The sequence below is a fragment of the Pseudomonas grandcourensis genome, assembly GCF_039909015.1.
Lineage (GTDB): Bacteria > Pseudomonadota > Gammaproteobacteria > Pseudomonadales > Pseudomonadaceae > Aquipseudomonas > Aquipseudomonas grandcourensis.
The window spans coordinates 5,133,957-5,147,716 of record NZ_CP150919.1 but is presented as its reverse complement, the minus strand read 5'-3'; the positions used below and the strand labels follow the sequence as shown (position 1 = coordinate 5,147,716).

Below are 13,760 nucleotides of genomic sequence, written 5' to 3'. Positions count from 1 at the left end.
TCGACAGTGATCGATACATTCAACCGAACCGGACCGCTCATGGAAGCTGCAAGTTACCCTGCCTGGGCCCAGCGCCTGATCCAGGATTGCAGCGAGAGCAAGCGCCGGGTTGTCGAACACGAACTGTACCAACGCATGCGAGACAACAAACTCAGTGCGAAGACCATGCGCCAGTACCTGATCGGTGGCTGGCCGGTGGTCGAACAGTTCGCGTTGTATATGGCACAAAACCTGACCAAGACCCGCTTTGCCCGTCATCCCGGCGAAGACATGGCTCGTCGCTGGCTGATGCGCAACATCCGCGTCGAACTGAACCACGCCGATTACTGGGTGCACTGGAGTCGCGCGCACGGTGTCAGCCTGGAAGAGCTGCAGGCTCAGCAGGTTCCCCCGGAGCTTCACGCCCTGAGCCATTGGTGCTGGCACACCAGTTCCGCCGACTCGCTGATCGTCGGGATTGCCGCCACCAACTACGCCATCGAAGGGGCGACCGGGGAATGGTCGGCGGTAGTGTGTTCCAACGGTATCTACGCCGCCTCGTTCCCCGAGGAAGATCGCAAGCGGGCGATGAAGTGGCTGAAGATGCATGCCCAGTACGACGATGCCCATCCATGGGAAGCCCTGGAGATCATCTGCACATTGGCGGGCACCAACCCGGGCAAATCCCTGCAGGTGGAGCTGCGTCAGGCCGTTTGCAAGAGCTACGACTACATGTACCTGTTCCTCGAACGTTGCATGCAAATGGAGCACGCAGAGCGGGCACCGGTCGTGCGTGAGCGGATGGCACTGGCCGAAGGCTGATCCAACGTCTGCTTGAAACAACTGTGGGAGCGAGCCTGCTCGCGAAAGCGGTGTATCAGGCGGCATGGATGTCGCTGATACTCCGCATTCGCGAGCAAGCTCGCTCCCACATTGATTTGTATCGTGGCTGAAAAATCAGCCCGCCATCTCCAGCCGGTTACGACCTTCGCGCTTGGCCACATATAACGCGCTGTCTGCCCGCCGCAACAGGCTTTCGGCAGACTCGCCGGGCAACAGGGTCGAACAGCCGAGGCTGACCGTCAGCAGGATCCTGTGACCATCGGCCAGGTACTCTTCAGACTGCGCTGCAAACCGCAGCCGCTCACCGACCATGGCCGCGGCCTCGCGACAGGTATTGGACAGTAGGATCAGGAACTCTTCACCGCCATAGCGGAACACCATGTCCACGTTGCGCAGCTGGTTTTTGATCGTGGTGGCGACCGCCTTGAGCACGTCATCGCCAGTGCTGTGGCCGTGGGTGTCATTGACCAGCTTGAAATGATCGATGTCCAGCATCAGCACCGACAACGGTTGCAGATGGCGCCGGGACAGCTCGATTTCCCTTTGCAGCGTCTGGTCCATGGCGATGCGGTTACCGGCGCCCGTCAGTGGGTCGCGCAGTGCGCTTTGGGTGGCGGTACGGTAAAGCAGCGCATTGCGCATCGGGAAAAGCAGCGCGGCCAGCAGTGATTCGAGATTGCCCTGTTCCTGTTCGCTGAAACGCTGATTGCGACGGAAGATCAGCTCACCCAAGTGTTCGCCTTCGTGGCTGAGGCTGTAGCTGATGGAGTGGTGGCCGCGTTGGCCGAACTCCAGGCGCAGGTCACTGCTCTTATGCAGGTAGCACAAGGCGTCCAACGGCACCAACCGCTGAATCTCACGATAGAAAGTCCCAAGAATGCGTTGCGGCTCCAGACTGGTTTGCAGCTGCAGGCTCAGTTGCTGGCGCAATTGCGCAAGACTGACAGGTCTTTCCAGGAGGGGCGGCTGCTGACCAAAGCCCAGGCGCTGCAATTTGGCGCTATCGAAGTCAATTGCGTTGGTCTGGGAGGGTGGTTTCATAAGGCGTGCGCCCCTAAGCAGTAAGGCTGTCTTACAAGCAGGGTGAGAGCGGCTTAGGGCTGCGCGTCGTACTGGTCCGTCAGTCCCGTAGGACATTTCGTACAAGTTTAATCCGCTTTGTAGAAGAAGAGTAATCTCTGCACTCAAGCTTCACCCCCGTCTGCTTTCACGATACGTGTCTGAGCAAACTTAGAGCGAAAGTCGTGCCATTCGGTTCATCCGAATAAAATCTGTGTTAAATCAACTAGTTGCGGTCTGTCTGCTACCTGTGTGGTGCAGAGTGTGACGTTTGTTTGACAGGTGCCTGGCTCGAATCCGGGAGTCTTCAAGTGCCGCGACAGGAAGCTGGCGCGGCACCAGAAAGCGACGTACGGTCGTTACTGGGCGTTGAACGCCTGGCCATTGATACCAGTGCTGTCCGGGCCCATCAGGTAGAGGTAGACCGGCATGATCTCCTCGGGCGTCGGGTTGTTCAGAGGGTTTTCACCCGGGTAAGCCTGGGCGCGCATGCTGGTGCGGGTGGCGCCCGGGTTGATGCTGTTGGAGCGTACCGGGGCCACGGTATCGACTTCGTCAGCCAGGGTTTGCATCAGGCCTTCAGTGGCGAACTTGGAGACGCCGTAAGCGCCCCAGTAGGCACGTCCCTTGCGGCCGACGCTGCTGGAAGTGAACACCACCGAGGCATCCTGCGACAGCTTGAGCAGCGGCAGCAGTGTGCTGGTGAGCATGAACATGGCATTGACGTTGACTTGCATGACCCGCATGAAGTTTTCGCCGGAAAGCTGCTCGATCGGCGTGCGCGGGCCGATGATCGAAGCATTGTGCAGCAGGCCGTCGAGATGCCCGAATTCGCTTTCGATCATGGCTGCCAGCTCATCGTATTGATGGGGCAGGGCGGTTTCGAGGTTGAAGGGGATGACTGCCGGTTGTGGATGGCCGGCGGCTTCGATTTCGTCGTAGACCTGGGTCAGGTTGGCTTCGGTCTTGCCCAGCAGCAACACGGTTGCGCCGTGGGCCGCGTAGGTTTTTGCCGCTGCGGCGCCGATGCCGCGTCCTGCGCCGGTGACCAGGATGACCCGATCCTTGAGCAGTTCGGGGCGGGCGGAATAATCAAACATAAAAAACCTCAATCCATTAAAAAGCTGGAAAAGATCGCAGCCTGCGGCAACTCCTACGTCGATCGCGGTCCCCTATAGGAGTTGCCGCAGGCTGCGATCTGTTGACTTTAATCAGCAGCTGCAAAGCGCGCTATCAAGCACCTTGCGCAACTCCAGCGGATGATCGACCACCACGTCCGCCCCCCAAAGCCGTGGATTATCATCCGGGTGGATATAGCCAAAGGTCACCGCGGCAGTCTTGGTGCCGGCATCGCGGCCCGACTCGATGTCGCGCAGGTCGTCGCCGACGAACAGAACACTGGCCGGGTCCAGGTCGAGCATCTTGCAGGCCAGAATCAGCGGCTCCGGGTCCGGTTTGCTGTTCTTCACATGATCCGGGCAGATCAGCAGCGCCGAGCGTTCAGCCAGCCCCAGCTGTTGCATGATCGGTTCGGCGAAGCGCAGCGGCTTGTTGGTGACCACGCCCCAGATCAGGTTGGCCTTCTCGATGTCCGCCAGCAGTTCGCTCATGCCGTCGAACAGCTTGCTGTGAACGGCGCAACCCACGAGGTAGCGTTCCAGGAATTCCAGGCGCAGTTCCTCGAACCCCGGCGATTCAGGGTCCATGGCGAAGGTCACCGCGACCATCGCCTTGGCGCCGCCGGAAATCTCGTCGCGAATGTGCTTGTCGTTAATCGGTGGCAAGCCACGGTCGGCACGCATCGCCTGACAGATCGCAATGAAGTCCGGCGCGGTGTCGAGCAGGGTGCCGTCCATGTCGAAAAGAACTGCTCTGATTGGCATCGGCTTACTCCTCGCGCAGGGTCTGGATCATGTAGTTGACGTCCACGTCGGAGGCCAGTTTGTAGTGCTTGGTCAGCGGGTTGTAGGTCAGGCCGATGATGTCCTTGACGGTCAGGCCGGCCATGCGGCTCCAGGCGCCGAGTTCGGAAGGGCGGATGAATTTCTTGAAATCGTGGGTGCCGCGCGGCAGCAGCTTCATGATGTATTCGGCGCCGACGATGGCGAACAGGTACGCCTTCGGGTTGCGGTTGATGGTCGAGAGGAACACCTGGCCGCCGGGCTTGACCATACGGAAGCAGGCACGGATGACCGACGACGGGTCCGGTACGTGCTCAAGCATTTCCAGGCAGGTGACCACGTCGAACTGCTCGGGCATTTCCTCGGCCAGGGCTTCGGCGGTGATCTGCCGGTATTCGACGCTTACGCCCGACTCCAGCTGATGCAACTGGGCAACCGCCAATGGCGCTTCGCCCATGTCGATACCCATCACGGTTGCGCCGCGCTGAGCCATGGCTTCGCTGAGGATGCCGCCGCCGCAACCGACGTCGAGGACCTTCTTGCCGGCCAGGTTCACCCGCTCGTCAATCCAGTTGACCCGCAGCGGATTGATGTCGTGAAGCGGTTTGAATTCGCTTTCGCGGTCCCACCAGCGATGGGCCAGGGCTTCGAATTTGGCGATTTCGGCGTAGTCGACGTTGCTCATGGTTTAAGTCCTCTAAAACTTGAAAAATCCTGTTGCCCCGGATTGTGCTCCAGGGTGCTTACGATTCGGTGCGGCCACTGATGCGCTGGCCCCAGGCCTTTGCGACAGCGCTTAGTTGTTGTTCATCCAGGCGTGTCAGGCGACGGTCGTCGAGCAACTGCTTGCCGGCAACCCAAAGGTGTTTCACGCAATCCCGGCCGGTGGCGTATATAAGCTGCGAAACCGGGTCATAGACCGGCTGCTGGGCCAGGCCCGAGAGATCGAAAGCCACCATGTCCGCGGCTTTGCCGATTTCCAGCGAGCCGGTTTCGGCCTCGATACCCAGTGCCCGGGCACCGTTGAGGGTGGCCATGCGCAAGGCACGATGGGCATCCAGCGCGGTGGCCGAGCCGGCGACAGCCTTGGCCAGCAGGGCTGCGGTGCGGGTTTCGCCGAGCAGGTCCAGGTCGTTGTTGCTGGCCGCGCCATCGGTACCGACAGCGACATTGACCCCGGCCTGCCACAAGCGCTCGACCGGGCAGAACCCGCTGGCCAGTTTCAGGTTCGACTCCGGGCAATGAATCACATTGCTGTTGCTTTCTACCAGCAGCGCCAGGTCTTCTTCGCTGATCTGGGTCATGTGAACTGCCTGGAAGCGCGGCCCCAGCAAGCCCAAGCGCGCCAGTCGGGCCAGCGGTCGTTCGCCGCGCTGCTCGACCGATTGCTGCACTTCGAAGGCGGTTTCATGCACGTGCATGTGGATCGAGGCGTCCAGTTCTTCGGCGATCACCCGGATTTTTTCCAGGTTTTCGTCACCTACGGTGTAGGGTGCATGGGGGCCGAAGGTGATTTTGATGCGCTCGTGATGCTTGAGATCGCCAAACAACTCGACGCCCTGACGAATGGCTTCGTCCGCTGTAGCGGCACCGGGAATGGGGAAGTCGAGGATCGGAATCGCGATCTGCGCGCGAATACCGCTGTTGTGCACGCGCTCGCTGGCAACCTTCGGGAAGAAGTACATGTCAGAGAAACAGGTGATGCCGCCTTTGATTTGCTCGGCGATGGCCAGATCCGTGCCGTCGCGCACGAAGTCCTCATCGACCCACTTGGCTTCGGCGGGCCAGATGTGGTTCTCCAGCCAGGTCATCAATGGCAGGTCATCGGCCAGGCCACGGAACAGCGTCATCGCCGCGTGCCCGTGGGCATTGATCAGGCCGGGGCTGAGCAACATATCGGGCAATTCGCGGGTTTCGGTTGCGTTAAGCTTCAGTGCAGCGGAACGTGGGCCGATAAACACGATGCGTCCATCACGGATGCCGACGCCATGTTCCTTGAGGACAACACCAGCGGGTTCGACGGGTACCAGCCAGGTCGGCAGCAATAACAGGTCGAGCGCAGCGGCAGTGTTCGGCATCGAGGGTTGGTTCCAGTGCTTTTGTAAAGGATGGCGAAGTATACCCGAGCGTCTTCGCGGGGGGATCGCTATAATCGGCGGCTTTTGTTCATGAGTGCGGGGTGTGGGATGCGCGATCGACTGTTGGCTGCGGAGAAGGTGAAGGCCATCGATTGGCGTGATGGCGCTCTCCATCTGCTGGATCAGCGTATTTTGCCGTTCGAGGAAACCTGGATTGCCTACACCAGTGCAGCGGGTGTGGCCGAGGCAATCCGCTCGATGGTGGTGCGTGGCGCGCCGGCCATCGGCATCAGCGCGGCTTATGGCATCGTACTGGCAGCTCGTGCCCGGATTGCCGAGGGTGGTGACTGGTACGCTGCGCTGGAAGAGGATTTCATGTTGCTGGCCGATTCCCGTCCTACAGCCGTTAACCTGTTCTGGGCGCTGGGCCGCATGCACGACCGGCTTGATCGCCTGAAAGAAAATGCCGATCCGCTGGCGGTGCTGGAGGCCGAGGCCATCGCCATTCATGAAAGTGATCGCGAAGCCAACCTGACCATGGCGCAACTGGGTGTGGACCTGATCCGCAAGCATCAGGGCAACGCCCAGGCGATCCTGACCCACTGCAACACCGGCGCGCTGGCCACGGGCGGCTTTGGCACAGCGCTGGGGGTGATTCGTGGCGCATTTCTCGAGGGCATGGTCGAGCAGGTCTATGTCGACGAAACACGCCCGTGGCTGCAGGGCTCGCGACTGACTGCGTGGGAGCTGGCCAATGAAGGCATTCCAGTGACCCTCAATGTCGATTCCGCCGCGGCACATATCATGAAGACCAAAGGCCCTACCTGGGTCATCGTCGGCGCTGACCGGATTACCGCCAACGGCGATGTGGCCAACAAGATCGGCACCTATCAGCTGGCGGTCAACGCCATGCACCACGGCGTGCGCTTCATGGTGGTGGCGCCGAGTTCGACCATCGACATGAACTTGGCCAATGGCGATGAGATCCCGATTGAAGAACGTGATGGTCGCGAGTTGCTGGAGGTCGGCGGCAAGCGTGTCGGTGCCGATGTCAATGCCTTTAACCCGGTGTTCGACGTGACGCCGGCAGACCTGATCGATGCGATCGTCACCGAAAAAGGCATCGTCGAGCGCCCTGATACGGCGAAAATGGCGCAGTTGATGTGCCGTAAGCGTCTGCATTGATAATCGTTGGTGTCTGGTAAGTCGCCATCGCGAGCAAGCTCGCTCCCACAGTGTTTGCGGTACACACAAAACCTGTGGGAGCGAGCTTGCTCGCGATGGGGCCGTCAAACCCAATGAATCAACCTGAATCAGCCACAAATTCTCCATTCAACACGGCTCTAAGCCTCTCTCGTCCCCTTCAGGCCTGTCACCGGTCAACTAACTACTCTCCATGCGCATCTGGGGGATAGGTGCGTGGCGGCTCTTGTGATAACATCCGGCGGTTTCCAGGGTTGCCCGAAGTGGCGACCCGTACTGCGCAGATCCATGGCATAACTCGTTGATTTGTCGTAAGTCGGTGCATGGCACTCAGCCTGTATCGGCGAGCTTCGTTCGTCCCATATGGATGTGACGAGGTTTCACCAGAAAAAGGAATCAGGCTTCTCATGGGCGAACTGGCCAAAGAAATCCTCCCGGTCAATATCGAAGACGAGCTGAAGCAGTCCTACCTCGACTACGCGATGAGCGTAATTGTCGGGCGGGCACTGCCGGATGCGCGCGATGGCTTGAAGCCCGTGCACCGGCGCGTGCTGTTCGCGATGAGCGAGCTGGGCAACGACTTCAACAAGCCGTACAAGAAATCTGCCCGTGTTGTCGGTGACGTGATCGGTAAGTATCACCCCCACGGTGATACCGCGGTGTACGACACCATCGTTCGGATGGCGCAGCCATTCTCCCTGCGCTACCTGCTGGTAGACGGCCAGGGCAACTTCGGTTCGGTGGACGGCGACAACGCCGCGGCCATGCGATACACCGAAGTGCGCATGACCAAGCTGGCGCACGAGCTGCTGGCTGACCTGCATAAGGAAACCGTGGACTGGGTGCCGAACTACGACGGCACCGAAATGATCCCGGCGGTCATGCCGACCCGTATTCCCAACCTGCTGGTCAACGGCTCCAGCGGTATCGCCGTGGGCATGGCGACCAACATTCCGCCGCACAACCTCGGTGAAGTCATCGACGGTTGCCTGGCGCTCATCGACAATCCAGAGCTGACTGTCGACGAGCTGATGCAATACATCCCCGGTCCGGACTTCCCGACCGCCGCGATCATCAACGGTCGCGCCGGCATCATCGAAGCCTACCGCACCGGTCGCGGCCGCATTTACATGCGCGCCCGCTCGATGATCGAAGACATCGACAAGGTCGGTGGCCGCCAGCAGATCGTCATCACCGAGCTCCCTTACCAGCTGAACAAGGCGCGTCTGATCGAGAAGATCGCCGAGCTGGTAAAAGAGAAGAAGCTCGAAGGCATCACCGAACTGCGCGACGAGTCCGACAAGGATGGTATGCGCGTCGTGATCGAGCTGCGTCGCGGCGAAGTGCCTGAGGTCATCCTCAACAACCTCTACGCCCAGACCCAGCTGCAAGCGGTGTTCGGCATCAACATCGTCGCGCTGATCGACGGCCGTCCGCGGATCCTGAATCTCAAGGACCTGCTGGAAGCCTTCGTCCGTCACCGTCGCGAAGTGGTGACCCGCCGTACCGTGTTCGAACTGCGCAAGGCGCGCGAGCGTGGTCACATCCTTGAAGGTCAAGCGGTTGCCCTGTCGAACATCGACCCGGTCATCGCCCTGATCAAGGCCTCGCCAACGCCGTCGGAAGCCAAGGAAGCGCTGATCAGCACGCCTTGGGAATCCTCCGCCGTTGTCGCGATGGTAGAGCGTGCCGGTGCCGACTCTTGCCGTCCAGAGACCCTGGACCCGCAATACGGTCTGCGCGAAGGCAAGTACTTCCTGTCGCCAGAGCAGGCGCAAGCCATTCTGGAACTGCGTCTGCACCGCCTGACCGGTCTGGAACACGAAAAACTGCTGGCCGAGTATCAAGAGATCCTCAACCAGATCGGCGAGCTGATCCGCATCCTCAGCAGCGCCACGCGCCTGATGGAAGTGATCCGCGAAGAGCTGGAAGTGATCCGTGCCGAATACGGCGATGTGCGTCGCACCGAAATCCTCGATGCCCGTCTCGACCTGACCCTGGGTGACATGATCCCGGAAGAAGAGCGCGTCGTGACCATTTCCCACGGTGGCTACGCCAAGACCCAGCCGCTGGCTGCGTACCAGGCCCAGCGTCGTGGCGGTAAAGGCAAGTCGGCGACCGGCGTCAAGGATGAGGACTACATCGCTCACCTGCTGGTTGCCAACAGCCACACCACGCTGCTGCTGTTCTCCAGCAAGGGCAAGGTGTACTGGCTGAAAACCTACGAAATCCCTGAAGCGTCCCGCGCTGCCCGTGGTCGTCCGCTGGTCAACTTGTTGCCGCTGGACAGTGATGAATACATCACCACCATGCTGCCGGTCGAGGAATACACCGAAGGTCACTTCATCTTCATGGCTACCGCCAAAGGCACCGTGAAGAAGACCCCGCTGGAATCCTTCAGCCGTCAACGCAGCGTCGGCCTGATCGCGCTGGAACTGGATGAAGGCGACGTGCTGATTTCCGCTTCCATTACCGATGGCAGTCGTGAAGTCATGCTGTTCTCCGACGGCGGCAAGGTGACTCGCTTCAAGGAAACCGACGTTCGCGCCATGGGTCGTACCGCTCGCGGTGTGCGCGGCATGCGTCTGCCGGAAGGCCAGAAGCTGATTTCCATGCTGATCCCGGAAGAAGGCAGCCAGATCCTCACGGCTTCGGCCCGTGGTTTCGGCAAGCGCACGGCGATCACCGAGTTCCCTGAGTACAAGCGTGGCGGCCAGGGCGTTATCGCCATGGTCAGCAACGACCGCAACGGCCGTCTGGTCGGCGCGGTCCAGGTGCTCGACGGCGAGGAGATCATGCTGATTTCCGACCAGGGTACTTTGGTTCGTACCCGTGTCGACGAAGTCTCCAGTCTGGGTCGTAACACCCAGGGCGTAACCCTGATCAAGCTGGCCAGCGATGAAACGCTGGTAGGCCTGGAACGGGTTCAGGAACCGTCGGAAGTCGAGGGCGAAGAGCTGGAGGGTGAAGAGGGTGCAGTGTTCGACGGCGAAGTCGTGATCGACGACGTCGTTGATGATCAGCAGCTCGACGCCGCCGCTGACGAAGAACCACAGGAATAAGCGGGTAAGCAGGGGGGCGGATGAAAATTCGCCCCCTTGTTGTTTGTCCGATGAGAAAATTTCGACACCCACGAAGATCAAATGTGGGGGCGGGCTTGTTGTGGCGAGGGGGCTTGCCCCCGTTGGGGTGCGAAGCGCCCCTGAAACCAGGCGTCGCGGTCTTGCTCTGGAAAGCAGTGACCGATTTACGATTGCTTCGCAATCGAACGGGGGCAAGCCCCCTCGCCACACAAGCCCGCTCCCACATGAGTTTCGTGGCGATTGATGTTGTGATTTATTGCGTGATACCACCAAATCAGAGCGAGATTGGATGTGAGCAAGAGAGCCTATAACTTCTGTGCCGGTCCTGCGGCGCTTCCCGAAGCTGTCCTGCAGCGCGCCCAGGGTGAACTCCTCGACTGGCACGGCAAGGGTCTGTCGGTCATGGAAATGAGCCATCGCAGCGATGAGTTCGTGTCCATTGCCACCAAGGCCGAGCAGGATCTGCGTGATCTGCTGAATATCCCCTCGAACTATAAAGTGCTGTTTCTGCAAGGTGGCGCCAGCCAGCAATTTGCTCAGATTCCTCTGAACCTGTTGCCGGAAAACGGCTCGGCCGACTATATCGACACCGGTATCTGGTCGCAGAAAGCCATCGAAGAAGCCTCGCGCTACGGTCACGTCAATGTTGCCGGCACCGCCAAGCCTTACGACTATTTCGCCATTCCCGGCCAGAACGAATGGAAGCTGTCGAAAGACGCGGCCTACGTCCATTACGCGCCGAACGAAACCATCGGCGGCCTGGAATTCCAATGGATTCCGGAAACCGGTGATGTACCGCTGGTCGCCGACATGTCTTCGGACATCCTGTCGCGCCCGGTGGATGTTTCGCGCTTCGGCATGATCTACGCCGGCGCCCAGAAAAACATCGGCCCGAGCGGTATCGTCGTCAACATCGTTCGCGAAGACCTGCTGGGCAAGGCCCGTTCCCTGTGCCCGACCATGCTCGACTACAAGGTCGCGGCCGATAACGGTTCGATGTACAACACCCCGCCGACCCTGGCCTGGTACCTGTCCGGCCTGGTGTTCGAGTGGCTCAAGGAGCAGGGCGGCGTCGAGGCCATCGGCAAGCTCAACGAAGTCAAGCAGCGCACGCTGTACGGCTTCATCGATGCCAGCGGCCTGTACAGCAACCCGATCAACAAGTCGGACCGCTCGTGGATGAACGTGCCGTTCCGCCTGGCTGATGATCGTCTGGACAAGCCGTTCCTGGCCGGTGCCGACGAGCGTGGCCTGTTGAACCTCAAGGGCCACCGTTCCGTGGGCGGCATGCGCGCCTCCATCTATAACGCCGTCGACATCAACGCCGTCAACGCGCTGATTTCGTACATGGCAGAGTTCGAGAAGGAACATGGCTAATGTCTGAGCAAGAACTCAAGGCACTGCGCCTGCGCATTGATGCCCTGGACGAAAAGGTCCTGGAGCTGATCAGTGAGCGCGCGCGCTGCGCCCAGGAAGTCGCGCGGGTAAAGATGGCCTCGCTGGCCGAAGGCGAAGTGCCGGTGTTCTATCGTCCTGAGCGTGAAGCTCAGGTGCTCAAGCGTGTCATGGAGCGCAATCAGGGGCCGCTGGGCAACGAAGAGATGGCGCGGTTGTTCCGTGAAATCATGTCTTCGTGCCTGGCGCTGGAGCAGCCGCTGAAAGTGGCTTATCTCGGCCCTGAAGGCACGTTCACCCAGGCGGCGGCCATGAAGCACTTCGGCCATGCGGTGATCAGCAAGCCGATGGCGGCGATCGACGAAGTGTTCCGTGAAGTGGCGGCGGGGGCGGTGAATTTTGGCGTGGTGCCGGTGGAGAACTCCACCGAGGGCGCGGTCAACCACACCCTCGACAGCTTCCTGGAACATGACATGGTGATCTGCGGCGAAGTCGAGCTGCGTATCCACCATCACCTGTTGGTCGGTGAAAATACCAAGACCGACAGCATCAGTCGCATCTACTCCCACGCCCAGTCCCTGGCCCAGTGCCGCAAGTGGCTGGACGCCCATTACCCGAATGTCGAGCGCGTGGCGGTGTCCAGCAACGCCGAAGCGGCCAAGCGGGTCAAGGGTGAGTGGAACTCGGCGGCGATTGCCGGCGACATGGCGGCCGGCCTGTACGGCTTGACCCGTCTGGCCGAGAAGATCGAGGACCGTCCGGATAACTCCACGCGCTTCCTCATGATCGGCAACCAGGAAGTGCCGCCGACCGGCGACGACAAGACATCGATCATCGTTTCGATGAGCAACAAGCCGGGTGCGCTTCACGAGTTGCTGGTGCCGTTCCACGACAATGGCATCGACCTGACGCGAATCGAGACTCGTCCGTCGCGCAGCGGTAAATGGACCTACGTGTTCTTCATCGACTTCGTCGGCCACCACCGCGACCCGCTGGTCAAAGGTGTGCTGGAAAAGATCAGTCAGGAAGCAGTGGCACTCAAGGTGCTGGGTTCCTACCCGAAAGCAGTTCTTTAAGGGGCGGTAGCAAATGAGTGGCAATTTCCTCGCTCTGGCACAGCCGGGCGTGCAACAACTTTCGCCTTACGTTCCGGGCAAGCCCGTGGACGAACTGGCGCGTGAGCTGGACCTCGATCCAGCCAGCATCGTCAAACTGGCGAGCAACGAAAACCCGCTGGGCGCTGGCCCCAAGGCGCTGGCGGCGATCCGCGATGCGCTGCCTGAGCTGACCCGTTATCCGGACGGCAACGGTTTTGCGCTCAAGAGCCTGTTGGCCGAGCAGTGCCGCGTCGAACTCGATCAGGTCACGCTGGGCAACGGTTCCAACGACATCCTGGAGCTGGTTGCGCGCGCCTATCTGGCACCGGGCCTGAATGCCGTGTTCAGCGAGCATGCGTTCGCGGTCTACCCGATTGCCACCCAGGCGGTCGGCGCGCAGGCCAAGGTGGTTCCGGCCAAGGATTGGGGGCATGACCTGCCTGCCATGCTGGCGGCGATCGATGCCAACACCCGCGTGGTGTTCATCGCCAACCCGAACAACCCGACGGGGACCTGGTTCGACGCCGAGGCGCTGGACGAGTTCCTGCAGGATGTTCCGGAGCATGTGCTGGTCGTACTGGACGAGGCTTACATCGAATACGCCGAAGGCAGCGATCTGCCGGATGGCCTGGACTTCCTGGCGGCTTATCCGAACCTGCTGGTTTCCCGCACCTTCTCCAAGGCTTATGGTCTGGCGGCGCTGCGTGTGGGTTATGGCTTGTCCACGGCGGTAGTCGCAGACGTGCTGAACCGTGTACGCCAGCCGTTCAACGTCAACAGTCTGGCCCTGGCCGCGGCCTGTGCGGCGTTGAAGGACGAAGAGTATCTGGCGCAAAGCCGTCAGTTGAACGAGTCCGGCATGCAGCAACTGGAAGCCGGTTTCCGTGAGCTGGGGCTGAGCTGGATTCCGTCCAAGGGCAATTTCATTTGCGTCGATCTCGGCCAGGTCGCGGCCCCGGTGTTCCAGGGCTTGCTGCGTGAAGGCGTAATTGTGCGTCCGGTGGCCAACTATGGCATGCCGAATCACCTGCGCATCACCATTGGCCTGCCGGCAGAGAACAGCCGCTTCCTGGAAGCGCTGACCAAGGTTCTGGCTCGTGGTTGATGTCACTGCACTGCAAT

The 13,760-nt window shown here is 60.5% G+C and carries 11 protein-coding genes; 6 read left to right on the top strand and 5 right to left on the bottom strand.

The features are described from left to right. Window positions 1–6: 6 nt before the first annotated feature. Window positions 7–801: an iron-containing redox enzyme family protein gene (locus AABM52_RS22935; protein WP_347908180.1), complete on the top strand. Its 795-nt coding sequence runs from the start codon at window positions 7–9 to the stop codon at window positions 799–801. A gap of 135 nt (window positions 802–936) precedes the next feature. Here AABM52_RS22935 and AABM52_RS22930 read toward each other — a convergent pair whose 3' ends face one another. From AABM52_RS22930 to AABM52_RS22910, 5 genes are all read right to left on the bottom strand, one after another. Then, window positions 937–1,863 (bottom strand): GGDEF domain-containing protein, encoded by a 927-nt coding sequence (locus AABM52_RS22930; protein WP_347908178.1) that lies wholly within the window; start codon window positions 1,861–1,863, stop codon window positions 937–939. 377 nt (window positions 1,864–2,240) lie between these two features. Next, window positions 2,241–2,981, bottom strand: coding sequence for a YciK family oxidoreductase (locus AABM52_RS22925; RefSeq protein ID WP_007999919.1), 741 nt, complete (start codon window positions 2,979–2,981; stop codon window positions 2,241–2,243). 111 nt (window positions 2,982–3,092) lie between these two features. Then, window positions 3,093–3,764 carry an N-acetylmuramic acid 6-phosphate phosphatase MupP gene (gene mupP, locus AABM52_RS22920; protein WP_347908177.1) on the bottom strand — a complete coding sequence of 224 codons (672 nt, stop codon included), beginning with the start codon at window positions 3,762–3,764 and terminating at the stop codon, window positions 3,093–3,095. Window positions 3,765–3,768: 4 nt separating this feature from the next. After that, window positions 3,769–4,467, bottom strand: a complete 699-nt coding sequence (gene ubiG, locus AABM52_RS22915) for a bifunctional 2-polyprenyl-6-hydroxyphenol methylase/3-demethylubiquinol 3-O-methyltransferase UbiG (RefSeq protein ID WP_103397011.1) — start codon at window positions 4,465–4,467, stop codon at window positions 3,769–3,771. A 58-nt stretch (window positions 4,468–4,525) separates the two neighbouring features. Continuing rightward, the gene (locus AABM52_RS22910) at window positions 4,526–5,860 is read right to left on the bottom strand and encodes a TRZ/ATZ family hydrolase (protein ID WP_347908174.1); all 1,335 of its coding nucleotides are present in this window, start codon (window positions 5,858–5,860) and stop codon (window positions 4,526–4,528) included. Window positions 5,861–5,968: 108 nt separating this feature from the next. Between AABM52_RS22910 and mtnA the strand changes: the two genes are divergently transcribed. The 5 genes from mtnA (at window position 5,969) to hisC (ending at window position 13,743) form a co-directional block, all read left to right on the top strand. Beyond that, complete coding sequence (gene mtnA / locus AABM52_RS22905) at window positions 5,969–7,045, top strand: S-methyl-5-thioribose-1-phosphate isomerase (protein ID WP_347908173.1); 1,077 nt, start codon at window positions 5,969–5,971, stop codon at window positions 7,043–7,045. Between the two features lie 425 nt (window positions 7,046–7,470). Continuing rightward, window positions 7,471–10,125, top strand: coding sequence for a DNA gyrase subunit A (gene gyrA, locus AABM52_RS22900; RefSeq protein WP_347908172.1), 2,655 nt, complete (start codon window positions 7,471–7,473; stop codon window positions 10,123–10,125). 312 nt (window positions 10,126–10,437) lie between these two features. Further along, window positions 10,438–11,523, top strand: a complete 1,086-nt coding sequence (gene serC, locus AABM52_RS22895; protein ID WP_347908170.1) for a 3-phosphoserine/phosphohydroxythreonine transaminase — start codon at window positions 10,438–10,440, stop codon at window positions 11,521–11,523. Beyond that, the gene (gene pheA, locus AABM52_RS22890; protein WP_007939916.1) at window positions 11,523–12,617 is read left to right on the top strand and encodes a prephenate dehydratase; all 1,095 of its coding nucleotides are present in this window, start codon (window positions 11,523–11,525) and stop codon (window positions 12,615–12,617) included. The genes serC and pheA overlap by 1 nt, the downstream gene beginning before the upstream one ends. Window positions 12,618–12,630: 13 nt before the next feature. Further along, window positions 12,631–13,743, top strand: coding sequence for a histidinol-phosphate transaminase (gene hisC / locus AABM52_RS22885; protein ID WP_150726238.1), 1,113 nt, complete (start codon window positions 12,631–12,633; stop codon window positions 13,741–13,743). Window positions 13,744–13,760: the final 17 nt, after the last annotated feature.

What these genes read in the sequence shown, in the direction of transcription:
- AABM52_RS22930 (WP_347908178.1), bottom strand. Translation starts at nt 1,863, where the DNA reads ATGAAACCACCCTCCCAGACCAACGCAATTGACTTCGATAGCGCCAAA.
- AABM52_RS22925 (WP_007999919.1), bottom strand. Translation starts at nt 2,981, where the DNA reads ATGTTTGATTATTCCGCCCGCCCCGAACTGCTCAAGGATCGGGTCATC.
- mupP (WP_347908177.1), bottom strand. Translation starts at nt 3,764, where the DNA reads ATGCCAATCAGAGCAGTTCTTTTCGACATGGACGGCACCCTGCTCGAC.
- ubiG (WP_103397011.1), bottom strand. Translation starts at nt 4,467, where the DNA reads ATGAGCAACGTCGACTACGCCGAAATCGCCAAATTCGAAGCCCTGGCC.
- AABM52_RS22910 (WP_347908174.1), bottom strand. Translation starts at nt 5,860, where the DNA reads ATGCCGAACACTGCCGCTGCGCTCGACCTGTTATTGCTGCCGACCTGG.
- mtnA (WP_347908173.1), top strand. Translation starts at nt 5,969, where the DNA reads ATGCGCGATCGACTGTTGGCTGCGGAGAAGGTGAAGGCCATCGATTGG.
- gyrA (WP_347908172.1), top strand. Translation starts at nt 7,471, where the DNA reads ATGGGCGAACTGGCCAAAGAAATCCTCCCGGTCAATATCGAAGACGAG.
- pheA (WP_007939916.1), top strand. Translation starts at nt 11,523, where the DNA reads ATGTCTGAGCAAGAACTCAAGGCACTGCGCCTGCGCATTGATGCCCTG.
- hisC (WP_150726238.1), top strand. Translation starts at nt 12,631, where the DNA reads ATGAGTGGCAATTTCCTCGCTCTGGCACAGCCGGGCGTGCAACAACTT.